The organism is Citrobacter telavivensis (genome assembly GCF_041807075.1).
In the GTDB taxonomy this organism is placed as follows: Bacteria; Pseudomonadota; Gammaproteobacteria; order Enterobacterales; family Enterobacteriaceae; genus Citrobacter_A; species Citrobacter_A telavivensis.
This window is the reverse complement of sequence record NZ_JBGUBF010000002.1, coordinates 1-23,725: the sequence shown is the minus strand read 5'-3', so window position 1 is coordinate 23,725 and position 23,725 is coordinate 1. Positions and strand designations below refer to the sequence as shown.

General features: G+C 54.7%; 23 protein-coding genes and 2 tRNA genes. 4 read left to right on the top strand and 21 right to left on the bottom strand.

The genetic code is table 11. From position 1 onward, the window contains the following. The 3 genes from priB to ACERJC_RS11350 all read right to left on the bottom strand — a co-directional run bounded on the left by priB (position 1) and on the right by ACERJC_RS11350 (position 1,641). Complete coding sequence (priB, locus tag ACERJC_RS11360) at positions 1-315, bottom strand: primosomal replication protein N (protein ID WP_042321531.1); 315 nt, start codon at positions 313-315, stop codon at positions 1-3. 6 nt (positions 316-321) lie between these two features. After that, on the bottom strand, positions 322-717 hold the full coding sequence (rpsF, locus tag ACERJC_RS11355) for a 30S ribosomal protein S6 (RefSeq protein ID WP_042321529.1): 396 nt from the start codon (positions 715-717) through the stop codon (positions 322-324). 159 nt (positions 718-876) lie between these two features. After that, complete coding sequence (locus tag ACERJC_RS11350) at positions 877-1,641, bottom strand: TSUP family transporter (protein ID WP_152401683.1); 765 nt, start codon at positions 1,639-1,641, stop codon at positions 877-879. Between the two features lie 300 nt (positions 1,642-1,941). Here ACERJC_RS11350 and yjfY point away from each other — a divergent pair, with 300 nt between their 5' ends. After that, positions 1,942-2,217 (top strand): DUF1471 family protein YjfY, encoded by a 276-nt coding sequence (gene yjfY / locus ACERJC_RS11345; RefSeq protein WP_152401681.1) that lies wholly within the window; start codon positions 1,942-1,944, stop codon positions 2,215-2,217. A 99-nt stretch (positions 2,218-2,316) separates the two neighbouring features. On the opposite strand, the gene yjfP is transcribed toward yjfY, so the two are convergent. Beyond that, positions 2,317-3,066 carry an esterase gene (gene yjfP, locus ACERJC_RS11340; protein ID WP_152401679.1) on the bottom strand — a complete coding sequence of 250 codons (750 nt, stop codon included), beginning with the start codon at positions 3,064-3,066 and terminating at the stop codon, positions 2,317-2,319. A 182-nt stretch (positions 3,067-3,248) separates the two neighbouring features. On the opposite strand from yjfP, the gene bsmA reads away from it, so the two are divergent. After that, positions 3,249-3,578: a biofilm peroxide resistance protein BsmA gene (bsmA, locus tag ACERJC_RS11335; protein WP_046494428.1), complete on the top strand. Its 330-nt coding sequence runs from the start codon at positions 3,249-3,251 to the stop codon at positions 3,576-3,578. A gap of 147 nt (positions 3,579-3,725) precedes the next feature. Then, a complete protein-coding gene (gene yjfN / locus ACERJC_RS11330) occupies positions 3,726-4,001 on the top strand; it encodes a DUF1471 family protease activator YjfN (protein ID WP_080950102.1) in 276 nt (91 codons plus the stop codon). A 37-nt stretch (positions 4,002-4,038) separates the two neighbouring features. Here the strand turns inward: yjfN and ACERJC_RS11325 are convergent, their stop codons facing one another. The 15 genes from ACERJC_RS11325 to nnr all read right to left on the bottom strand — a co-directional run bounded on the left by ACERJC_RS11325 (position 4,039) and on the right by nnr (position 21,846). Continuing rightward, positions 4,039-5,661 carry an isovaleryl-CoA dehydrogenase gene (locus ACERJC_RS11325; protein ID WP_152401677.1) on the bottom strand — a complete coding sequence of 541 codons (1,623 nt, stop codon included), beginning with the start codon at positions 5,659-5,661 and terminating at the stop codon, positions 4,039-4,041. A gap of 113 nt (positions 5,662-5,774) precedes the next feature. Beyond that, positions 5,775-6,506: a 23S rRNA (guanosine(2251)-2'-O)-methyltransferase RlmB gene (gene rlmB, locus ACERJC_RS11320; RefSeq protein ID WP_042321448.1), complete on the bottom strand. Its 732-nt coding sequence runs from the start codon at positions 6,504-6,506 to the stop codon at positions 5,775-5,777. A 66-nt stretch (positions 6,507-6,572) separates the two neighbouring features. Then, positions 6,573-9,026: a ribonuclease R gene (gene rnr / locus ACERJC_RS11315; protein ID WP_152401675.1), complete on the bottom strand. Its 2,454-nt coding sequence runs from the start codon at positions 9,024-9,026 to the stop codon at positions 6,573-6,575. A 156-nt stretch (positions 9,027-9,182) separates the two neighbouring features. Next, positions 9,183-9,608, bottom strand: coding sequence for a nitric oxide-sensing transcriptional repressor NsrR (gene nsrR / locus ACERJC_RS11310; RefSeq protein ID WP_042321442.1), 426 nt, complete (start codon positions 9,606-9,608; stop codon positions 9,183-9,185). A 217-nt stretch (positions 9,609-9,825) separates the two neighbouring features. After that, positions 9,826-11,124: an adenylosuccinate synthase gene (locus ACERJC_RS11305; protein WP_152401673.1), complete on the bottom strand. Its 1,299-nt coding sequence runs from the start codon at positions 11,122-11,124 to the stop codon at positions 9,826-9,828. A 103-nt stretch (positions 11,125-11,227) separates the two neighbouring features. Next, entirely contained in the window at positions 11,228-11,425 is a 198-nt protein-coding gene (locus tag ACERJC_RS11300) for a DUF2065 domain-containing protein (RefSeq protein ID WP_046494405.1), read from the bottom strand. Positions 11,426-11,511: 86 nt separating this feature from the next. Next, positions 11,512-12,516, bottom strand: coding sequence for a protease modulator HflC (gene hflC / locus ACERJC_RS11295; protein WP_178825513.1), 1,005 nt, complete (start codon positions 12,514-12,516; stop codon positions 11,512-11,514). Positions 12,517-12,518: 2 nt separating this feature from the next. Then, positions 12,519-13,775: an FtsH protease activity modulator HflK gene (gene hflK / locus ACERJC_RS11290; RefSeq protein WP_373671708.1), complete on the bottom strand. Its 1,257-nt coding sequence runs from the start codon at positions 13,773-13,775 to the stop codon at positions 12,519-12,521. Positions 13,776-13,964: 189 nt separating this feature from the next. Further along, positions 13,965-15,245, bottom strand: a complete 1,281-nt coding sequence (hflX, locus tag ACERJC_RS11285) for a ribosome rescue GTPase HflX (protein ID WP_285923554.1) — start codon at positions 15,243-15,245, stop codon at positions 13,965-13,967. 74 nt (positions 15,246-15,319) lie between these two features. Next, positions 15,320-15,628: an RNA chaperone Hfq gene (gene hfq, locus ACERJC_RS11280; protein ID WP_042321423.1), complete on the bottom strand. Its 309-nt coding sequence runs from the start codon at positions 15,626-15,628 to the stop codon at positions 15,320-15,322. Between the two features lie 83 nt (positions 15,629-15,711). After that, positions 15,712-16,662 (bottom strand): tRNA (adenosine(37)-N6)-dimethylallyltransferase MiaA, encoded by a 951-nt coding sequence (miaA, locus tag ACERJC_RS11275; protein ID WP_373671707.1) that lies wholly within the window; start codon positions 16,660-16,662, stop codon positions 15,712-15,714. Beyond that, on the bottom strand, positions 16,655-18,517 hold the full coding sequence (gene mutL / locus ACERJC_RS11270) for a DNA mismatch repair endonuclease MutL (RefSeq protein WP_373671706.1): 1,863 nt from the start codon (positions 18,515-18,517) through the stop codon (positions 16,655-16,657). Before mutL ends, miaA begins: the two co-directional genes overlap by 8 nt. A 9-nt stretch (positions 18,518-18,526) precedes the next feature. Then, positions 18,527-19,849, bottom strand: a complete 1,323-nt coding sequence (gene amiB, locus ACERJC_RS11265; protein ID WP_373671705.1) for an N-acetylmuramoyl-L-alanine amidase AmiB — start codon at positions 19,847-19,849, stop codon at positions 18,527-18,529. A gap of 16 nt (positions 19,850-19,865) precedes the next feature. Next, complete coding sequence (tsaE, locus tag ACERJC_RS11260) at positions 19,866-20,327, bottom strand: tRNA (adenosine(37)-N6)-threonylcarbamoyltransferase complex ATPase subunit type 1 TsaE (RefSeq protein WP_152401661.1); 462 nt, start codon at positions 20,325-20,327, stop codon at positions 19,866-19,868. Continuing rightward, positions 20,299-21,846: a bifunctional ADP-dependent NAD(P)H-hydrate dehydratase/NAD(P)H-hydrate epimerase gene (nnr, locus tag ACERJC_RS11255; RefSeq protein WP_373671704.1), complete on the bottom strand. Its 1,548-nt coding sequence runs from the start codon at positions 21,844-21,846 to the stop codon at positions 20,299-20,301. Before nnr ends, tsaE begins: the two co-directional genes overlap by 29 nt. On the opposite strand from nnr, the gene queG reads away from it, so the two are divergent. After that, a complete protein-coding gene (gene queG, locus ACERJC_RS11250) occupies positions 21,845-22,984 on the top strand; it encodes a tRNA epoxyqueuosine(34) reductase QueG (protein WP_178823109.1) in 1,140 nt (379 codons plus the stop codon). The genes nnr and queG overlap by 2 nt on opposite strands. Positions 22,985-23,253: 269 nt before the next feature. Here queG and ACERJC_RS11245 read toward each other — a convergent pair. Both ACERJC_RS11245 and ACERJC_RS11240 read right to left on the bottom strand, forming a co-directional pair. Then, positions 23,254-23,329 (bottom strand) — tRNA-Gly (locus ACERJC_RS11245). 157 nt (positions 23,330-23,486) lie between these two features. Further along, positions 23,487-23,562 (bottom strand) — tRNA-Gly (locus tag ACERJC_RS11240). Positions 23,563-23,725: the final 163 nt, after the last annotated feature.

Below are 23,725 nucleotides of genomic sequence, written 5' to 3'. Positions count from 1 at the left end.
CTAGTCTCCAGAATCTATCAATTCAATCTGCTCGGCATGCAGAACCATTTTGCTCAGGCCGTTCTTTGCCTTGTGGCAAGAGATGAACCCCTGAACGGTCACTGCGCTACCGACCGTTATACTGTGAGTAATGGCCTGGTTTTCGTGTCCGCTAACAATAACGGGCATTTGGCACCACGCCTGCCGGTGAAATCCGGCTTCCTCCTGCACAGAACGATGCTCAAGCACGAACTGGCAGTGCGGAATTCCTGATGGACTGACCTTTCGAAGGGGGGTCCTGCACACGGTGCCGGACAACACCAGACGGTTGGTCATCAGAAATTACTCTTCAGAATCCCCAGCTTCAGCATCATCTGCGGTTTCGTTTGCGAAATCATCGCGACGCTCACGGCGCTCGTCTTTCGCTTTAACCATCGGAGATGCTTCGGTAACAGCGTGCTTAGTACGCATTACCATGCTGCGGATAACGGCGTCGTTGAAGCGGAAAGTTGTTTCCAGCTCATCGATCACTTCCTGCGGAGCTTCAACGTTCAGCAGAACGTAGTGTGCTTTGTGCAGTTTGTTGATCGGGTAAGCCAGCTGACGGCGGCCCCAGTCTTCCAGACGGTGGATCTTGCCTTCTGCACCAGTGATGGCAGCAGAGTAACGCTCGATCATACCCGGAACCTGTTCGCTCTGGTCAGGATGGACCATAAAAACGATTTCGTAATGACGCATCGAATTGCTCCTTACGGATTATTCAGCCTCCTGTCTGGGTCAGCCGCGGCCCATGGAGGCAAGGAACGTGTTAAAGGTCGGCTGAAAAATTGACGCGTCATAATACTGGTGACAGGCCGCAAACTCAAGGTGATTCCAGGAATATTTGTCAGGACGCCCTTAATACATATCCAACAGCATCTTGCCGCTGATGCAGATGGAAACAATCACGATCATCGGCCTGATAACTTTCTTGCCGCGCGTGAGTACGACCGTCGCCCCCAGACGTGCGCCAAGCGCCTGTCCGACGAACATCACCAGCCCCAGCGACCAGATCATCTTGCCGCCAAAAATGAAAAACAGAATAGAAGCGATGTTGGAGGCAAGGTTGATGAAATTAGAGTGAATTTGCGCCTTATCGATGCTGTAACCCCACAGCAGGATGTAGCACAGGGTATAAAAGGAACCGGCACCAGCGCCAAGGAATCCGTCATAAAAACCGACACACCCTCCCCCCACCAGGGAGAAGAGAAACAGTGATACCTGCTGCTTCTTTTTCGGCTCGGTGAGATTGGGGGCAAAAATAAAGTAGAGCGCCACCGCAATGATGAGTACCGGCAACAGCTTTTTCAGCAGTTCCGGTTCAATGAACTGGATCAGTGTCGTCCCCAACGCCGATCCCACAAACGCCGCTAAAAAGACGTACTTATGCTGCTGAACGTTGATATGCCCACGACGCAGAAAGTAGATCCCCGACGTGAGTGAGCTGCCCAGCGCCTGAATCTTATTGGTCGCCAGCGCATTGGCCGGCGGCAATCCTGAGATCAATAGCGCTCCAATTGATAAAAACCCACCACCGCCTGAAACTACATTAATAAAACCCGCTATCAGCGCCACCATAAACATGATGGCGAAGTAGCTGAAATCCATGAATGAAGTATCCATATCTTTTTGCCTTATTATCATAAAGTTAACTTTATGTTTCGGCTCACTATAAGCGGCGGTGGCCGGTAGCGATATTGACGATTCGGTAAGAGTTCTTGCCAGAAAAACAGGTATTTTTAGCCGCAGCGAAGCGGGTTAGCCGATTGTTAACTCACAAGAAGAACGGGTTGCGGTATTTTTTTGAACAACTGCATCAGAAATGGTCGCTATCGACCGACAAAGTAGCGATTAAAATTAAATCAGACGTTATCGACTTACAGGAGAAATCACTCACCAGAGTCAGCTGTCGAGGAGGTAGGTATGCGGATCCGTTTTGTCACCCTTCTGGCGGGACTGTTGCTCAGTGCAAATACACTCGCCGCCATTGAAATAGACCACCAGCAAGCCAGAAACATGGATGATGTGCAGAGCTTAGGCGTGATTTACATCAATCATAACTTCGCCACTGAAAGTGAAGCAGATCAGGCCCTGAATGAAGAGACCGACGCGCAAGGCGCAAAGTACTACCACGTGATCCTGATTCGGGAACCCGGTAGCAACGGCAACATCCACGCCAGCGCGGATATTTATCGCTAGCACCAGGAAAGTCCAACGAAAAGAGAGCCATAGTTTGACTTGCCCCCTGTTCAGGGGGCTTTTTTTGCGTGATGACGTATTGTGAGTTAGCGACGGGAGTCAGAGATGCTGACGGAAAAAAGACACCGTTGCGCTCAGGGCTTCGGGCGTAATGCGATGGCGCACGCCCGCTTGCCACTGGCAGGTCAGATTCTGGTCCAGCCCGGCCTGAATCATCGCCTGCTGCAAACGGAAACTTTCCGCCGCCGGAACCACGTCATCGTCCTGGCCATGCCATAACAGCAACGGTCTGTCGGCCAGTCGGTCAAGCTGCTGCGACACGTCCCACTTCGCCAACGGCGCAATAATGCGGGCGAACGCCTCTTGCCGGGCGGGTGTGTCCAGGGCGGAAGGGGGAAACAACGTTCGCGCCAGACGGGTGAAATAGCCCGATCCCATCAGGCTGGCGACACAGTTGACCTCCGGATGCTGAGTCATAATCCCCAGCGCAGTCATTGCCCCCATTGACGCGCCTCCGACCGCGAGGCGGTCATCCAGCAGCCAGTTTTCTGCGTCCAGAGCCGCTCGTAATGCCGTAAATTCCTGCATGTTTTGTTGCAAAATCTGCCAGAAATGACCCATTCTCGCCTGTGCGTCACCGTTGAACCGCGCCCCATGCTCGGCGGCGTCTGGCATAATGACCCGAAATCCGGCCTGCGCCAGCGCAACGGCAAAGTAGCTGTAGACCAGGCTGGAAGAGGTAAATCCGTGATAGAAAACAATACACGGCAAAGGTGTATTGCGCTGCCCCGCAGGAAAGGCGTGAAGCAGGTGATGTTCCGCCAACTGACGTGTTTCAATTTCAATCATTTGCGTCCCCTTTTGGCTCTGGTATGCCACGGGTCACATTATTAAACAAGGTAGCGTGTTCAACAACGATTCATAATGTTGAGAACTGGATTACGCTTTCGCGACATTTTCATTCGAAAATCGCGCGGAAGGTAACATTTTGGGAACATTCCCCCAAAGGGAAATTAATAAGGCACTACACTATGGCTATCAGGAAACGAGATAGAGTGATGCGTCGGTTTACCTCATTGATATTGGTGATGCTCTTAAGTGGATGTAGCATTCTTCAGGGAACGCCGCAGCCAGCGCCACCCGTCGCCGATCATCCGCAAGAAATTCGTCGCGATCAAACACAAGGGTTGCAACGGATGGGAACGGTGACCTCTCTGGTCAGAGGCTCTCCGGATGATGCAGTCGATGAAGTCAAAGCGAAAGCCGCCGCAGCGAAAGCCGATTATTACGTTATTGTCCTGGTTGATGAAACCATCGTGACGGGCCAGTGGTATTCACAGGCCATCTTATATCGTAAATAGTCATTGAGGGAATTTAAGGCAATTTCACGTAGCTTTACGCCTCTATACGTTTACCTGTGCACAATAAACCGACAGCAGGAGGCTGGACGTTTATTTCGGCGATGGAATGCCCTGCGCATTGCGGGGAAACATAAAATGGAGCTGACGATGAAACAATCTCTTGCCTTATCCTCACTGCTGTTAACTGCCGGACTGGTGAGTACGACGGCGCAGTCTGCCGAATTCGCAAGTGCGGATTGCGTGACTGGCCTCAATGAAATTGGCCTGATCTCTGTCAGTAATATTTCCGGAAACCCACAGGATGTGGAGCGTATCGTGGCGCTAAAAGCCGATGAACAAGGTGCATCATGGTATCGCATCGTTCAGATGTACGAAGATCAGCAGCCCGATAACTGGCGCGTACAGGCTATTCTCTACGCGTAACAGATTGCCGGATGGCACAGGCGCATCCGGCAAAGTATCAGCGCAATCCCCCCGTCGCCCGTAGCAACAGCGCGTCCTGTACCCGTTCTGATAGCAACATCCTACCGCGCGTATCCAGCATCATCTGACACCAGGCTTGTGCAACAGGCGGTGACGCATGTCGCAACATTTCCGTTCCGCATCCCAACAGAAAAATCTGCTGAGTGATATCGCGGCCCAGTTCTTCAGAAGGCTTGCGCAGTCGCGGCAAAAGCTGACGTACCGCGCGATCGAAGTGTCTGTCCTGACCCCTGACGTCAGAGAACGCTTCGCTCAGCATCTCATCGACACCCGTTTGTTTACCGATGACCCGCAGAACATCGAGGCACATAACATTGCCAGAGCCTTCCCAGATGCTGTTAACCGGCATTTCCCGGTACAACCGCGGCAGTTCGCTCTCTTCGCAATACCCTATCCCGCCGAGTACCTCCATCGCCTCCGCCACAAACGGGATGCCGCTTTGACAGACGACGAATTTCGCAGCGGGGGTGAACAGCCGCGCCCAGAGCCGTTCATTGGCATGGCTACGCCGATCCCAGGCGTGAGCCAAACGAAACAGCAACGCGGTTTGCCCTTCCAGCTGTAACGCCATGCGGCTGAGCATCTGGCGCATCATCGGTTGCTCGATCAGCGGCTTGCCAGACACCATACGCTGGTGTGCGTGGTAGACAGCAACCGAGAAGGCGCGACGCATCAGGCCGTGGCTGCCAAGCGCGCAGTCAAAACGCGTCAGACCGCCCATCTTCAGAATATGACGAACGCCTTCGCCCTCGTCTCCCAGCAGCCAGCCGATGGCATCCTGAAACTCCACTTCCGCACTGGCATTAGAACGATTCCCCAGCTTGTCTTTTAGCCGTTCGAGGCGGATCGCATTGCGCTGACCGTCGGGTAAAAAGCGGGGGACAAAGAAGCAGGAGAGGCCGCCTTTTGCCTGCGCCAGTACCAAATGGGCATCACTTTGTGGCACCGAGAAAAACCATTTATGACCCACCAACCGGTACGATCCATCCTCCAGCCGCTCGGCGCGGGTGGTGTTGCTCAGCACATCAGAACCGCCCTGCTTTTCCGTCATCCCCATACCAATCAGCAGACCACGCTTTTGCCCACCCGGTGCGAGGTGCGAATCATAGCGATCGCTTTGCAGAGGCGTTTGCCAGTCGGCAAACGTAGCGGGCAACATCTGCTGCAACAGCGGCGTGGCGGCGAAGGTCATGGTGATGGGGCAGAGCGTCCCGGCTTCCACCTGCGCATGCAAGATAAAGCGCGCGGCCCGGGCAACAAACGATCCGGCGCGCGCCTCCTCCTCCCAGGGCAGGTTATGTACACGGTTGGTACACAGCCCCTGCATCAACAGGTGCCATGCGGGATGGAAGCGAACGTCGTCCAGTCGCTGCCCCCGAGGGTCGTAACGCAGCAGCTCCGGTGGCCAGGCGTTTGCCAGCCGTCCCAGTTCAAGAGATTCGGCGGTGCCGAGTTGTTGACCGATACTGGCGAGAAGTTCGCTGTCCCAGCCCGCCCCCTCGCGCGCCACCGCTTCGCAGAGCGCACCATCAGACAGGAACAGATTACTGTTATTCAGGGGTAACGGCTGATTAAAAACGGTGTGAGTTTGCCAATGCATTATGTTTCCCTCCTTCAATGGCATCTCAGTAAGTATGGTCAGTCTGAGCGGAGAATGCCTGGAAAGGAGGACACAAAAAAGCCATCCTGCTGGATGGCTTCGGGGATATGACATTAGCTACGCTGGCGAACGGCCTCGAACAGACAGATACCTGTGGCGACAGAAACGTTAAGTGATGAGACGCTACCGGCCATTGGAATGCTGATCAGTTCGTCACAATGTTCACGCGTCAGACGACGCATTCCCTCACCTTCTGCCCCCATCACCAGCGCCATACGCCCCGTCATTTTGCTCTGATAGAGGGTATGGTCAGCTTCACCCGCCGTGCCGACAATCCAGATATTCTCTTCCTGCAACATACGCATGGTACGCGCCAGGTTAGTCACCCGGATCAACGGAACGCTTTCCGCTGCGCCGCAGGCGACTTTCTTCGCTGTGGCATTCAGTTGGGCAGAACGATCTTTCGGCACAATCACCGCATTGACGCCGGCGGCATCGGCGCTACGCAAACAGGCGCCGAGGTTATGCGGGTCGGTCACGCCATCCAGGATCAGCAGGAAAGGTTGATCCAGTGAGGCGATCAGATCCGGCAGATCGTTTTCCTGATACTGACGGCCCGGCTTCACGCGGGCGATGATGCCCTGATGTACGGCCCCTTCGCTTTTCTCATCCAGAAACTGACGGTTCGCCAGTTGGATGACCACACCCTGCGCTTCGAGGGCGTGAATCAGCGGCAGCAGGCGCTTATCTTCACGGCCTTTGAGAATAAAGACATCCTGAAAACGTTCAGGAGCACGCTCCAGCAGGGCCTGCACCGCATGGATGCCGTAAATCATTTCACTCATGAAATTACTCGTTAATAGTTAATCATGCCGGGTGACGCTCTGCGTCCCCGGCTTACACTGTGTGGCTTACTGCGCGTCTTTCTTTTTCGCGGCGCGTTTTGCTTTCGTGGCTGCTGCGATTTTAAGCGTTTTTGTCGATGGCTTTTTCGCTTTTTTATCGCCTTTCTTCTCCGCCGCAGGCTTAGCCCCGGCCTTGCCTTTCTTCTCGCCGCGGAAAGCGCTGTCAGGCTCAAAGTTCACTTTTTTGCCGACCTGACGACGACGCCCGGTTTTTTTACCCGCATCGCCTTTTTTCGCTCTTTCGCGCGCCGTTTTACCTTCGTTACGCGGTGCTCGTTCGCTGGAGATCAGGCTGAAGTCGATCTTGCGCTCATCCATATTGACCGCTTCTACGCGCACTTCCACGCGATCGCCAAGACGGTAAGTCTGACCGCTGGATTCGCCGGTCAGGCGCTGCCCCACCTGGTCAAAACGGTAGTAGTCGTTATCAAGCGAAGAGACATGCACCAGACCATCAATAAACAGCTCGTCCAGACGTACAAAGAAGCCAAAACCGGTGACGCTGGCAATCACGCCTTTAAAGACATTGCCAACCTGATCCAGCATGAAGTCGCACTTCAGCCAGTCAGCAACGTCACGGGTTGCTTCATCCGCACGACGTTCGGTCATCGAACAGTGCTGGCCCAGTTGCAGCATCTCTTCCATCGAATAGTGATAACCGCCGGTCTCGGTGGTGTTGCCCTTATGACCCTGCTCTTTCGCCAGCAGATACTTAATGGCGCGGTGCAGCGAGAGATCCGGGTAACGACGGATTGGCGACGTAAAGTGCGCATACTGTTGCAGCGCCAGGCCAAAGTGACCGCGGTTTTCCGGATCGTAAATCGCCTGCTTCATCGAGCGCAGTAGCATAGTTTGCAACATTTCGGCATCGGGACGATCGGCAACCGATTCCAGCAGTTCCGCGTAGTCACGTGGTTCCGGCTTGTTACCGCCCGGCAGTTCCAGCCCCAGTTCCGCCAGAACGGAACGGAAGGAGGTGATAGCCTCGGTAGTCGGCTTGTCGTGAATACGGAACAGCGCAGGCTCCTGGGCCTTCTCAACGAAACGCGCCGCCGAGATGTTTGCCAGAATCATGCACTCTTCAATCAGCTTGTGCGCATCGTTACGCTGGGTTTGCTCAATCCGCTCAATACGACGTTCCGCGTTGAAAATGAACTTCGCTTCTTCACTTTCAAACGAGATACCGCCGCGCTCTTCACGGGCTTTATCCAGCACCTTGTAAAGATTGTGCAGTTCTTCGATATGCGTAACCAGCGGCGCATACTGCTCGCGCAGCTCTTGATCGCCCTGCAATATATGCCAGACCTTGGTATAGGTCAGACGCGCGTGCGAGCTCATCACCGCTTCGTAGAATTTATACCCTGTCAGACGTCCTTTGGTCGACACGGTCATTTCGCAGACCATGCACAGGCGGTCAACCTGCGGGTTCAGTGAGCACAGGCCGTTGGAGAGCACTTCCGGCAGCATCGGTACCACCTGCGACGGGAAGTACACGGACGTCCCGCGATTACGCGCTTCCTGGTCGAGCGGCGTCGGCGGACGCACGTAATAGCTCACGTCGGCAATGGCCACCCACAAACGCCAGCCGCCACCGCGTTTCTTCTCGCAATAGACCGCATCGTCAAAGTCGCGGGCGTCTTCGCCGTCGATGGTGACTAACGGTAAATCGCGTAAATCCACACGACCGACTTTTGCCTCTTCAGGCACCTCTTCTTTCAGACTGGCAACCTGTTTTTCAACGGCAGCAGGCCAGATGTACGGGATTTCATGGGTCCGTAGCGCCATATCGACAGCCATACCGGTACCCATGTTATCGCCCAGCACTTCAACGATTTTACCTACCGCTTTGGTGCGGCGCGTCGGACGCTGGGTGAGTTCAACCACCACCACAAATCCCATACGGGCGCCCATCACCTCTTCCGGCGGGATCAGAATATCGAAGCTCAGGCGACTGTCATCCGGAACGACAAAGCCCACGCCTGCCTCGGTGAAGTAACGACCGACAATCTGGCTGGTTTTCGGCACCAGTACGCGTACGATACGCGCTTCGCGGCGGCCTTTACGATCTGCACCCAATGGTTGCGCCAGCACCTGATCGCCGTGGATGCAGGTTTTCATCTGCTCGCTGGAGAGATATAAATCGTCTTTACGTCCTTCGACGCGCAGAAAGCCGTAGCCATCACGGTGGCCAATAACGGTACCTTTCAGCAGATCGAGACGTTCCGGCAGCGCATAGCACTGGCGACGGGTGAAGACCAGCTGTCCGTCACGCTCCATCGCGCGCAGACGACGGCGCAGGGCTTCCTGCTGCTCTTCGCCTTCAATGTTCAGCTCCACAGCCAGCTCATCACGGCTGGCCGGTTTTTCACGTTTTGTTAAATGTTCGAGGATAAATTCCCGGCTTGGGATAGGATTTTCGTACTTTTCAGCTTCGCGTTCCTGGAAAGGATCTTGTGACATTGAGGTTCCTCCATTGTCAGCTCCGGTGGAATTCCGTCGTCTTTCTCGCCGTCTCTTTGTTGGCTGCTTTTGCTCTCCCCAGTCACTTGCTTTTGTAAGCGCGTGGGGATTCGCTCAGTTGCCGCGGTGATACGACGCGAAATACTGTGGACTTCATTATTCCACCAGCAATAATTTATAAAGCGGTTGATTTTCTTCAACCAAATCGGCAAGCGTGTAGTTATCCAGTTCCGTAAGAAAACTTTGCACGGCCTTAGAAAGTGCCTGTTTGAGTCGACAGGCAGGGGTAATGTGGCAAAACTCGCTGCTACAGTTCACCAACGACAGCGGTTCGAGCTCGCGCACGACATCGCCAATCCGAATGGTATTCGCGGCTTTGCCTAAGCGGATCCCACCATTTTTCCCCCGAATAGCAGTCACAAAGCCCGCCCGGCTAAGTTGATTGATTATTTTGACCATATGATTACGGGAAACGCCGTAGACATCCGTCACCTCCGAAATACTGGTCATGCGACCCTCCGGGAGTGACGCCATATAGATTAGCGCTCGTAGTCCGTAATCGGTGAAACTCGTTAACTGCACATCGACCTCAGGGAAAAGGGGGGAACGGGATACATCTTATATATTGATGATAAACCAGCCATCTGTCCGACTGCCAATTTATTTCACTCGGGAAGGAAAAAGCGAGGATTTAACGCACGATTAAGCCGGATGGCGACGCTTTGCGTCTTATCCGGCCTACTACACTCTGTAGACCTGATAAGCGCAGCGCCATCAGGCACTGCGCCACGAACCAAAATTATGCGTCGAACGGGTCGCGCAGAATCATGGTCTCAGTACGATCCGGGCCGGTAGAAATAATATCAATCGGTACACCGGTCAGTTCTTCGATACGCTTAATGTAGTTCAGCGCTGCCTGCGGCAAACCGCTACGCTCTTTCACGCCAAAGGTGGATTCAGACCAGCCCGGCATGGTTTCGTAAATCGGCTCGATACCTTCCCAATTGTCAGCCGCCAGCGGTGTCGTGGTCACTTCACGGCCATCCGGCATACGATAAGCGACACAGATTTTCACCTCTTTCAAACCGTCCAGTACGTCCAGTTTGGTCAGGCAGAAGCCCGACAGGGAGTTGATCTGTACCGCACGGCGCACAGCAACGGAGTCCAGCCAGCCGGTACGACGACGACGACCGGTAGTGGCACCGTATTCGTTACCCTGCTTGCACAGGAACTCACCGATATCATCAAACAGCTCAGTCGGGAACGGACCCGCACCCACGCGAGTGGAGTAAGCCTTGATGATGCCCAGAACGTAATCCACATAACGCGGACCCAAGCCTGAACCGGTCGCCACGCCACCTGCAGTGGTGTTAGAGGAGGTTACGTACGGATAAGTACCGTGGTCAACATCCAGCAGTGTCCCCTGCGCACCTTCGAACATGACGAAATCGCCACGCTTGCGCGCCTGGTCCAGAAGATCGGAAACATCAACTACCATTGCGGTCAGGATGTCGGCAATCGCCATCACATCATCCAGCACTTTCTGGTAGTCAACCGCGTCAACTTTGTAGAAGTTAACCAACTGGAAGTTGTGATATTCCATCACTTCTTTCAGTTTTTCAGCGAACGTGGCTTTGTCGAACAGGTCGCCAACGCGCAGACCACGACGTGCGACTTTGTCTTCGTAAGCCGGCCCGATACCACGACCGGTAGTGCCGATCGCTTTCGCGCCACGAGCTTTCTCACGCGCGTTATCCAGCGCAACGTGGTAGTCCAGAATCAGCGGGCATGCTTCAGACAGCAGCAGACGCTCGCGAACAGGAACACCACGATCTTCCAGTCCTTTCATCTCTTTCATCAATGCAGCCGGAGACAGCACAACACCGTTACCGATGATGCTGATGACGTTCTCACGGAGAATACCTGATGGAATAAGATGGAGGACGGTTTTTTCACCGTTGATTACGAGAGTATGGCCTGCGTTGTGACCGCCCTGGTAGCGTACAACATATTTAGCCCGTTCAGTCAGAAGATCGACGATCTTTCCTTTACCTTCGTCACCCCATTGGGTGCCCAGTACGACGACGTTGTTACCCATTTTTCAAAATCACCGTTTGCTTAAAAATGGATTCTACCATCGCTTTTTCAGATATACAGCACTTTTTGCATGCAAAAATTAGCTAATTTCGCACACTTTTTGATCAGCCAATCGTTTTCCTCAACATGTAGTAGACCACAACGCCCGCAACCACAAGTCCGCCGCCAAAACGACGTAACGTATTTTCGGGCAACTGCGTCATGGCAGAAATCATCTTCTTCCATGCTCGCGGATAGAGCATCGGGCCTAAACCCTCAAGCACTAACACCAGGGCAAGTGCCAACCAGATTGTTGAGTTCATTGGACGTCCTTATAAAAAAGAAAACCACCGCATCCCTGAGGATGCCGGTGGTTTTATGCGTCTAACCTAAAACCGTTGGAGCGATATTATCGCGTTGCGGTGCTCGGTGTCTTCATGTAGCGGAAGAAATCGCTGTCCGGGCTCATGACCATGACATCCTGATTGCCTTCGAAGCTCTTCTCGTAAGCGCGCAGGCTACGAATAAAGGCGTAGAAGTCAGGATCCTGGCTGAACGCATCGGCAAACAGTTTCGCCGCTTCAGCATCCCCTTCACCGCGCATGATACGACCCTGACGCTCAGCTTCCGCCAGCGTTTTGGTCACTTCATAGTCGGCTGTCGCGCGCAATTTCTCTGCTTCTTCCTGACCTTGTGAACGGTGACGACGCGCTACCGCTTCACGCTCAGCGCGCATACGGTTGTAGATCGCTTCAGACACTTCGGTCGGCAGGTTGATCTGCTTGATCCGTACGTCGACCACTTCGATCCCCAGCGCCGCCATACTGTTCGGGTTGATCACCGGCACTTTACCATTGGTTTCTGCGGTCACGCGCTCAGCGGCTTCCGCAATCGCGTTATCCGCGGCTGGCGTCGCCACTTCGTCTTCCGTTCCGGCAGAACCAGAGTTCAGCGCGTCACGAACTTCCAGGGTCAGACGACCACGGGAGTCGGTCACGATGTCTTTCACATCCAGACGACCAATCTCAGAACGCAAACGGTCAGAGAACTTACGTTTCAACAACACTTCAGCCTGAGAAATATCGCCGCCGCCCGTCGCCAGGAAGTAACGGCTGAAATCGCTGATGCGCCACTTGATGTAAGAGTCGACAATCAGGTCTTTCTTCTCTTTGGTGACAAAGCGATCGGCCTGGTTATCCATCGTCTGGATACGCGCATCGAGCATTTTCACCGATTGAATAAAGGGAACCTTAAAGTGCAGGCCTGGCTCATAAATCAACGGTTTTTTGTCAGCATCGCGCACGACGCTGCTGAACTGGAACTTGATTCCGCGCTCACCTTCTTTCACCACAAAAATAGAGGTGTACAGCACTACCAGCACGATGATGATAATCGCAATAACTGACTTACGCATCGTTATTCCCCCTGACGCTGGTAGTCGTTACGCTGCGCGTTGGCGCGGCGTTGGTCCATAATATCGCCCTGACTGGTGGACGAGGTGTTGCTTGCTCCGGTGCTGCTGGAAGAAGACGTGGAGGGCAGACGAAGCAGGTTTGAACCGCTATCGCTCTTTGCCGCTGGCGTGCTCGCGCCTTTCAGCATCTGATCCAATGGCAGAACCATCAGATTGCCACCTTTGTCGTTAACCAACACTTTGCGGGTATGGCTCAACACTTTTTCCATCGTCTCGATATACAGACGCTCGCGAGTAATCTGCGGTGCGGCTTTATATTCCGGCAGGATCTTAGCAAAACGCGCCACTTCACCCTGTGCTTCCAGGATGGTTTGCGTTCTGTAGGCACGTGCCTCTTCGAGGATACGCTGTGCCTGACCGTTCGCACGCGGCTGAACTTCGTTGGTATACGCTTCCGCTTCACGGATGTACTGCTGTTCGTTCTCACGTGCAGCAATTGCATCGTCAAACGCCGCTTTCACCTCTTCCGGCGGACGCGCTGCCTGGAAGTTGACGTCCAGCAGGGTAATACCCATGTTGTACGGACGAATGGTCTCTTCCAGTTCACGCTGGGTATCGCTACGAATAACGGTACGCCCTTCGGTCAGGATACGGTCCATGGTGTATTTACCGATTACGCCACGCAGGGCGCTGTCGGTCGCCTGACGCAGACTGTCATCTGCGCTGGTCACGCTGAACAGATATTTCTGCGGATCGGTGATACGGTACTGCACGTTCATCTCAACGCGCACGACGTTCTCATCCGAGGTCAGCATCACACCGGAAGCGGCCAGTTCTCGGACGGCTTCCACGTTCACCGGCGTAACCTCGTCGATAAACGTTGGCTTCCAGTTCAGGCCCGGTTCAACCAGATGGCTGAACTTACCGAAGCGTGTCACCACGCCGCGTTCTGCTTCTTTGATGGTGTAGAAACCGCTTGCCGCCCAAATAATGACGATAGCTGCCGCCGCGACGGTGACGACACGCCCGCCCAGATGCGGACGCGGGCCTTGCGATGAGCTTCCGCCGCCAGAGCCGGTACCTTTACCGCCCCCCAGACCACCGAGTTTTTTACTCAGTTTGCGAAAGATGTCATCGAGATCAGGTGGCCCCTGCTCGCGACCACCTTTGTTTCCATTTCCCTCAGAGTTGCCGCCTGGTTTGCTGCTTCCCCACGGGTCGCGGTCTTGTCCGTTATTACCGGGCTGATTCCACGCCATGTTTGTGCTCCATATTTGTTATGCGATGCTATACCTGTGTCTTTTGCGCTACAGATGCGTTGGCTACATCCCTCAACCCCAGTCACATAGTTGACTATATTCCAGGGGCTTTCAGAACTTGCCGCCTTCCTGACGCACAACATCCACAAGGTACAGAGGCGAAAAAATCTTCAGGCCATATCCGTCAGGTCAGACAACATAGTCTTCCAGTGCCGGTTCTTGTTTACAGAGGCGACGCCAGTCAACGATCGGCAGGCGAACTTGCAGACTTACGCTACCGTCATCCTCCATCCACTCTTTTTCTATTGCCTGAAGCTGATAAAAACGGCTTCTCAGACGCCCTTCCTGCGGCGGCAAACGCAACGTGTGCTGCGCCACCTCGCCGGAAAGTCGCTCCGTCAAAGCCTGAAAAAGCTGTGGTATCCCAATCCCTGTCTGCGCGGAAAGCCAGACACGGATCGGTTTGTTCTCTTCATCCCGGTCGATACGCGGTTCAAAGTCATCCAGCATATCGATCTTGTTCATCACCATCAGGGACGGGATCTCGTGAGCATCGATCTCTTCGAGAACCGTATCCACTGCGTCGATGTTTTCCTGCACACGCACGTCCGCTGCATCAACCACATGCAGCAACAGCGTCGCCTGACGCGTTTCCTGGAGGGTCGCTTTAAACGCCGCCACCAGATCGTGCGGAAGATGGCGGATAAATCCAACGGTATCCGCCAGCACAGTTTCCCCGACATCCGCCACGTCAATGCGTCGCAGCGTCGGATCCAGAGTGGCAAACAGTTGATCTGCCGCATAGACCCTGGCTTCGGTTATCTGGTTGAAAAGGGTGGATTTTCCGGCGTTGGTATATCCCACCAACGAGACGGTCGGGACATCCGCCTTAATGCGCGACTGTCGCCCCTGCTCACGTTGCTTTTCAACTTTTTCCAGGCGCGACTGGATCTGCAATATACGGTTTCGCAATAAACGACGGTCGGTTTCGAGCTGGGTTTCACCCGGACCGCGCAAACCAATCCCGCCTTTCTGTCTTTCGAGGTGGGTCCAGCCACGGACAAGACGCGTAGCCAGATGGCGCAACTGCGCCAGCTCAACCTGCAATTTCCCCTCATGGGTACGTGCACGTTGCGCAAAAATATCTAAGATAAGGCCGGTGCGGTCGATAACACGACACTCACACAGGCGCTCCAGGTTTCGCTCCTGGGCCGGGCTCAATGCATGATCGAATAATACGACGGCAGCGCCTGTCGCTTTTACGGCTTCCGCAATTTCAACGGCTTTACCTTCACCAACAAAGTACTTCGGGTGCGGTGCTTTACGGCTACCGGTAATCACCTGCATTGCTTCGACACCGGCGGAAGAGACCAGAGACTCAAACTCTTGGAGATCTTCCATATCTTTGTCTTGCGAAAAATAGATGTGTACCAGTACCGCCTGCTCACCGGCGTCATAACGGTCAAACAAGCGTCAACCCCTCGATATAGATCAGCGGGGAACGCAGAAATTCTGGCTCCCCGTGTGTAAAACAGTCAAAAACCTTATTCGGTCTCTTCGCTGTCCTGTTGCGCAGCAGAACCCTGCGCGCTGCTACCGTGATGATAGTTACTGCTGGTACCGCCACCGGCATTGTTGCTGTGATGAGAAACCGGGCGAGACGGGACAACAGTAGAAATCGCGTGCTTATAAACCATCTGACTGACCGTGTTTTTCAACAGGATCACAAACTGATCAAAAGACTCGATTTGACCTTGCAGCTTAATACCATTCACCAAATAAATAGAAACTGGAACACGTTCCCGACGCAGTGCGTTCAGGAACGGATCTTGTAAAGATTGCCCCTTAGCCATTCTCTCTTTTCCTTATATGCTTATTTGTACTTTGAATCTTTCGATTCTGAAAATTGCGCACGATACGCCTTAATTGTACACATTCAGTTCGCGATAGCACCAACAACCTGTAATACTTCGTTCCGCGCCTGCTCAGGATTCTCACTGTCAAGCCAGTGCACCCCTTCCCAACCGCGCAACCAGGTTACCTGGCGCTTTGCCAACTGCCTCGTGGCGCAAACACCTCTATAAACCATTTCATCGTATGATATTTCGCCTTCAAGGTATGACCACATCTGGCGGTATCCCACACAACGAATGGAAGGCAAGTCCGTATGCAAATCTCCGCGGGCAAAGAGCGCCCGAACTTCTGCTTCAAATCCTGAAGCCAACATCTGATGAAAACGCTGCTCGATGCGTTGATGCAATAGCTCACGGCTCGCTGGGGCGATAGCAAACTGATGCACCTGGTACGGTAAAGCATCACCTGACGTTTGCGTCAGTTCCGTTAAAGTTTTACCCGAAATGAAAAAAACTTCCAGTGCCCGGGAAAGTCTTTGCGGATCATTCGGATGAATACGCGCAGCAGCAACCGGATCGATTGTCTGCAACTGCTGGTGCAACGCATCCCACCCATGCTCTGCCGCCTGTTGCTCAATTTTGGCCCTGACCTGCGGGTCTGCCGACGGTAACGGCGAGAGACCTTCCAGCAATGCCTTGAAATACAACATCGTACCGCCCACTAACAGCGGAATACGCCCCGCCGCAGTGATCTCACTCATCTGCGCCAGCGCATCGCGGCGGAAATCCGCGGCAGAATACGCCTGCGACGGATCGCGAATATCCAGCAATCGGTGCGGAGCCACTTTTAACTCTTCAGCGTCCGGTTTCGCCGTCCCGATATCCATCCCTTTGTAAATAAGGGCGGAATCAACGCTTATCAACTCTACTGGCAAAACTTTACGCAATTCAATCGCTAGCGCTGTTTTGCCCGAGGCCGTTGGCCCCATCAAGAAAATTGCCTTTGGCAGGCTCGCCTTACTGATATCACTCATGTTTCAGGGCATTCATCGCCGTATGTAAATCAACAGGTTGCAACAGACCACCCGGCGGTGCCTTCACGAGCTGCGGGCAAAGCCGCTCCACATCAGCCAACAGGGTAATGGCCTGAGCCATTGTCCACTGCGCATGCTCGCTCATCAGATTACGCGCAATCCACTGCGCCAGATTGCCAGGTTCAAGCGCTGGCTGCTGCGTCAGGTAGCCTATCAGTTCAGGAATCAAGATTTGTAAATTTTGTTGGCGTAAGGGTAAAGGCACCGCTCGAATGGTCACATGCTGGGCATCTGCCTGAAATTCAATCCCTAATTCCACCAGCGCGCCCTGTGCATTTTCCAGCGCGACCTTTTCATCCACAGAGACTTTTAGCCGCAGCGGAATCAACAACGGCTGGGCACAGACTTTTCCCTCTTGCGCAGAGAGCTGCGCCTGACGCAACCAGCGTTCTGCAACGGGCAGCGCCAGCAGGTAAATGTTCCCTTCGCGTTCCAGCAGCGCGCAGTCGTTGCCAACGATAGTGAGCACGCGCCCGAAGCTCTGACTGTGTCCCGCCAGTGCTGACACCGCAGGTTCCGCCGCGGGCGATTTTGTCACCGCCGTCGGCGTTTGCAGGAGCTGGCGATACACTTCGCCCTGCTGTTTCTGGTAGCCCGGTTGGGCATGCGGCCAGCTTGCCGCTGTCGGGCGCGGAACGCTGCTGCCCGCTGACGGCGCGGAGGCGTAACGTGGTGCCGTGGGTTCGCGCACCGGCGCCGGCTCGGCAAAATGGTTACGCCCGGCGGCCACGCGGTTTTCGGGAACGTGTCGGGGTGCAGGCTCACCTTCGGCTTCCAGTGGTAATGGCGATTCAAGCTGCTGTTGCAGCACACTCAGTACACCCTGGTAGATAAAGTCATGCACCAGGCGCGACTGATGAAAACGCACTTCGTGCTTGGCCGGATGCACGTTGACATCCACCTGATGCGGGTCAATCTCGAGGTACAGCACAAACGCGGGCTGCTGATCGGCACCCAACTTATCTTCACACGCCTGACGAATCGCATGGTTGATCAGCCTGTCACGCATCATACGTCCGTTAACGTAGCAGTACTGAATTTCCGCCAGCGCCGTCGTGGTGTGATTGGGATCGGCGACCCAGCCGCGTAAGGTCAGATCGCCATGCTGCCACTCAATCGCCAGCGCCTGCTCAAGAAACGGCGTGCCGCAAATGGCCCCCAGACGACGCTCTTGCGGCCCGTCTTTCGCTACCGCACGGTACTGACGCACCATTTTGCCGTTGTGCGACAAGTTGATCGTCACATCAAAACGCGCCAGCGCAATGCGTCGAATGATCTCGTCAATATGGTTGAATTCGGTTTTCTCGGTGCGCATAAACTTGCGCCGGGCGGGAGTGTTATAGAACAGATCGAGCACTTCCAGCGTGGTCCCTACCGGATGTGCGGCCGGTTTGACCGTCACATCCATATCGCGCCCTTCGGCGTAGGCTTGCCAGGCTTCCTGCTGCTCTTCAGTGCGCGACGTGAGCGTCAGGCGAGAAACCGAACTGATACTCGCCAGCGCTTCGCCGCGAAAACCGAGGCTGATGATCGCTTCCAGATCGTCAAGCGACGCGATTTTACTGGTGGCATGACGCGCCAGCGCCAGCGCCAGTTCATCTTTCTTGATCCCACAGCCGTTGTCACGAATGCGGATAAGCTTCGCGCCGCCGCGCTCGATATCAATATCGATCCGCGTCGCCCCGGCATCGAGACTGTTTTCCACCAGCTCTTTGACCACCGATGCAGGTCGTTCAACCACCTCACCTGCGGCAATCTGGTTCGCCAGTTGTGGCGGTAACACCTGAATCGGCATGCAAATTCCTTAGTTGATCAACGACTCACCCGGCGTCGCGGCGCTCGCGGTTTGCGCCGCGCTTCCCTGTGGGGCCGACTGCATCGGATGCGCCTGGAAGTAGTTACGCAGCCCTTTGTAGATCGCGTCGGCCAGCTGCTGCTGATACGCATCGCTCGCCAACAGACGTTCTTCACTGTGATTACTGATAAAACCGGTCTCCACCAGCACCGACGGAATATCCGGCGAGCGCAGAACGCCCAGGCTGGCATGCTCAGGACGCCGTTTGTGCAGTGAACCAATCCGTTCGAGCTGGCCTAACATGTTGGTTGCCACATCATACCCTACGCGTTGGGAATGGCCGAACTGCAAATCCAGCACCGCCTGGCTTAAGTAAGGATCGGACTGGCTGTTTGCCAGCACATCCCCCGCACCGCCCAGCAACTCTGACTGTTTTTCATGCTCTTCCAGCCAGTTTGCCATTTCGCTGTTGGCGCGCCGGTTCGACAGCACCCATACGGAAGCACCGGTGGCGCTTCGGTTGGGCGCGGCATCGGCGTGAATTGACACCAGGAAGTTGGCGTTTTGCTTTCGCGCCACGTCGGAACGCCCCATCACGGAGATAAAATAATCCCCATCGCGGGTTAACACGCCTTTAAACATCGGGTCGGCATTGAGTAATGTGCGCAGTTTACGGGCCACCGCGATAGTGACATTTTTCTCACGCGTACCGCCAGGACCAATCGCGCCGGGGTCCTGTCCGCCGTGCCCGGCATCGATGGCGATCACCACTTTGTCACCACTGCTGGATGTCGCCCTGGCCGCAGGGCGTGTTGCCGTATTGCTACTGGTCACGGCGGTGGTTCGATCGTCACTGGCTTTAAACGGATTGCGTGCAGGTTCACTCGGACGTGGCGTCACCACTGGTGTCTCCACGCGTTTAGCGACAACGGGCGCAGGAGGGGGGGTATCGGCGTTAATGGTAAAGACCACCGTGTAATTTCCGCCATTCTGCCGTTTTACCGCCTCGGTCTTCCCATTTTCAGTTAAATCCACCATCAGTCGTAGTGACTGCGGATCTTTCGCCGTACCGGAACGAATGGTCTTCACCAGGTTGTTACCGCTAAACATCAGCGGAAGCCCCTGAATGACCCCCGTTTGCTTAATATCCAACGCAACGGTACGTTTGCCTTCATGGGAAAAGGCATAATCAGGATCGCCAATAAAGCTGAGCGTAATACGCGCCTGCCGATCGCCGTTGGAGACCTGTATATCGGAGAGGCTGGCAGCCCCGGCCTGCGCGCACAGCAGAACCAGCATAGCCACCAACCCATTTCTGATGCGATAAATCATCCCGCCACCTTTAAGGTTAACCGGCTAAACGCGCCAGCAACAAATCACCTGATGAGGAGACAGCACTGATGCGCGCCTCACGACCTTGCGCCTGGTAATCTATGTGTATTTCGACATCCGGGTCCGGGAGTACACCTTTACCCTGTTGTGGCCATTCCACCAGGCAAATGGCATCGTTGGCAAAATAATCGCGGATCCCCATAAATTCGAGCTCCTCGGGATCGGCAAGACGATACAGATCGAAGTGATAGACCATCAGGTTATCGAGAGAATAGGGTTCGACCAGCGTATAGGTTGGACTTTTTACATTACCGGAATGGCCTAACGCCTGCAGGAATCCCCGACTAAAGGTGGTTTTACCCGCACCTAAATCACCATAGAGGTAGATAACGGTCGCGCCATTGCAGGCCTTGGCTACCCGTTGTCCCAGGTCTAATGTTGCCTGTTCGTCAGGTAGCGGAATTACTCGATTCATCATGATAAACGTCAATCACATCAGGGTTAACAATACGCTGTAGCGTGGAAAAAAGATCGGTTGCCAACATACCGCGCATACCTACGCTCGCCGCCAGAACATCTGCCGCCGCACCGTGGGCCACGCAGCCAGCACAGGCTGCATCATACGGGGTAAGCTTCTGTCCGAGCAATGCGCCAATAATACCGGAGAGCACATCGCCCATGCCACCGCTGGCCATGCCCGCGTTCCCGACATCGACAATTCCCAATGCCTCTGGTTGTGCGGCAACTACCGTTCCCGCCCCTTTCAACACCGCAACGCCTCCGTAACGTTTTACCAGACGCTGTGCAGAATGTAAGCGATCGCTTTCAATTTCTGCGACAGAACACCCCAGTAACCGCGCGGCTTCTCCCGGGTGCGGTGTGATGACGCGATTGTGACGTTTATCGGGGTTGATTGCCAGCAGGTTCAACGCATCCGCGTCCCAGAGCATCGGTTTACGAAAATTCTCGACTTTTTGCAGCGCTTTTTTGCCCCACTCCGCCTGTCCAAGCCCAGGACCAATGATGATGACATCCGCCCATGCGAGGCTTTCGTCAAGGGACTGCGGCGTCAGCTCATGCACCATCAGTTCGGGACGAGCGGTCAACAGCGGGGCGATATTCTCGCTGCGCGTCAGCACGCGTACCAGTCCCGCCCCGGCACGCAGCGCCGCTTCGCCAGCCAGCCGAATCGCGCCTGCCGTACCGTGATCGCCGCCAATCACCACCAGCCGACCGTGATCGCCTTTATGCGACGTTGCACGGCGCGGAGAGAGCCAGTGTGCAAGTTGCGAGGCGTCGAAGCGTTGAATCGGCGCATCCTGCCCCGCCAGCCAGTCGTCCAGGCCTAGCGAATTAAAATGGACGCGCCCGGTGACATCACGGGCTTTTCCTGTCAGCAGGCCCGGTTTCAGGACGATAAAGGTAACCGTGCGTTCGGCCATGATGACCGCTCCGGGCGTCGCTCCCGTTTGTGCCAGCAACCCGGAAGGTATGTCTATCGAGACAACAGGTGCAGGATGGGCGTTTGCCCGTTCGATTAACGTAGACAACGGTTCGCGCGGCACCTGGGTTAACCCAGTCCCTAACAGCGCGTCAATAATCAGGTCGATATTTTCCGGCCAGGCGATCGCCGGGGAATGAATAACGCCGCCTGCGTTCAGCCAGGCCTCTCGCGCCTGTGCGGCTTCCTCGGGGAGCGGTTTGTCGCTCTCCTGCGCTATCAAGGTGACCAGAATCCCAGCCGCCTTCGCCAGCCTCGCCACCACGTAGCCATCGCCACCGTTATTACCGTGACCGCAGAGCACCAACCAGCGCCGGGCATAAGGCCGGGACTCTCGAGCCACATCAAACACCGCCTCACCCGCCCGCAGCATCAGTTCGAAGAGCGTAAGCCCTAGCGCGTCGGCGGCCTCTCGCTCCAGTCGTTTGATGTCATCGGCGGGCCAGATGGAGTGTGGTATACTGATGGGGTTTTTCTTCATTGTATGGTCCGTCATGTCAGAGCCCCTCGATCTCAATCAGTTAGTGCGAAAAATTAAGCAGTGGGGGCTGGAACTGGGCTTTCAGCAGGTCGGTATTACCGATACCGACCTGAGCGAGTCCGAACCCAAACTGCAGGCGTGGCTGGACAAACAATACCACGGCGAAATGGACTGGATGGCGCGTCACGGCATGATGCGCGCGCGTCCCCATGAGCTGTTGCCCGGCACGCTACGCGTCATCAGCGTGCGCATGAACTATCTTCCCGCCCACGCCGCGTTTGCCAGTACGCTGAAAAACCCCGCACAGGGCTACATCAGTCGCTATGCCCTGGGGCGCGACTACCATAAGCTTTTACGTAACCGCCTCAAAAAGCTGGGCGAGATGATTCAGCAGCATTGTGTCACGCTGAATTTTAGACCTTTTGTCGACTCTGCGCCCATACTTGAGCGCCCGCTGGCGGAAAAAGCCGGTCTTGGATGGACAGGTAAGCACTCACTTATCCTGAACCGCGAAGCGGGGTCGTTTTTCTTTCTCGGTGAGTTACTGATTGATTTACCCCTGCCGGTTGACGATCCCGTGGAGGAAGGATGCGGGAAATGCGTCGCCTGCATCACCACCTGCCCGACCGGTGCAATTGTTGCCCCTTACACGGTGGATGCACGTCGCTGCATCTCTTACCTCACCATCGAACTGGAAGGCGCGATCCCTGAAGCCCTGCGGCCACTCATGGGCAACCGGATCTACGGTTGTGATGACTGCCAGTTGATCTGTCCGTGGAACCGCTATTCACACCTGACCAGCGAAGACGATTTCAGCCCACGCAAGGCACTTCATGCGCCCGAGTTGATTGAGCTGTTTGCCTGGAGTGAAGCAACATTTTTAAAAATTACGGAAGGATCGGCTATTCGCCGTATTGGTCATCTGCGCTGGCTGCGTAATATTGCTGTCGCCCTCGGCAATGCCCCCTGGAGTGACGCCGCCCTTTCCGCGCTGGAAAGTCGTCGGGGTGAGCACCCACTTCTTGATGAGCATATTGAATGGGCAGTCGCGCAGCAAATCGCGAAGCGAAACGCCTGCGTGGTTGACGTGCAATCCCCGAAGCAAAGGCGACTGGTCAACGCTATCGAGAGGGGACTCCCGCGGGACGCCTGAATCTTCCACAGGCTGTGAATAAAAATAAAAACACATTGCTATTCAAGAACGAGAAGATCGTCAAGTGATCGCATTAACAATTTGCAATCTTAATTTTAACTATGATTTCAGGCAGTTAAAGAAAAACTATTCACCCGGCGAAGTATCTGAATATTCCAAAGAAAAATCTTAAGCTGTGGATAACTCTGTTCACAAGAATGTGACAAAGGCAAAATAAAATGACCCCAATACAAAAATGTACTGTGGTTGATTTTCTGGAGATAAGAATTTGGAGCGGGAAACGAGACTCGAACTCGCGACCCCGACCTTGGCAAGGTCGTGCTCTACCAACTGAGCTATTCCCGCTTAATCTTTGTATTTCGAACCGCTACGGCGTTGGCTGCTTTCACTCACCTTAGTCACTTACTCTGGTAAGTTCTTAAGGATTCGTTTTCTTGCCGCCTTGTCGCAATTCGAAATCCTGCGATTGGGTGGTCCGTGCTAAACAAGCACTTTCAAATTTTGGAGCGGGAAACGAGACTCGAACTCGCGACCCCGACCTTGGCAAGGTCGTGCTCTACCAACTGAGCTATTCCCGCATAATCTTTGTCTTTCGAACCGCTACGGCGTTGGCTGCCTTGTCGCAATTCGAAATCCTGCGATTGGGTGGTCCGTGCTAAACAAGCACTTTCAAATTTTGGAGCGGGAAACGAGACTCGAACTCGCGACCCCGACCTTGGCAAGGTCGTGCTCTACCAACTG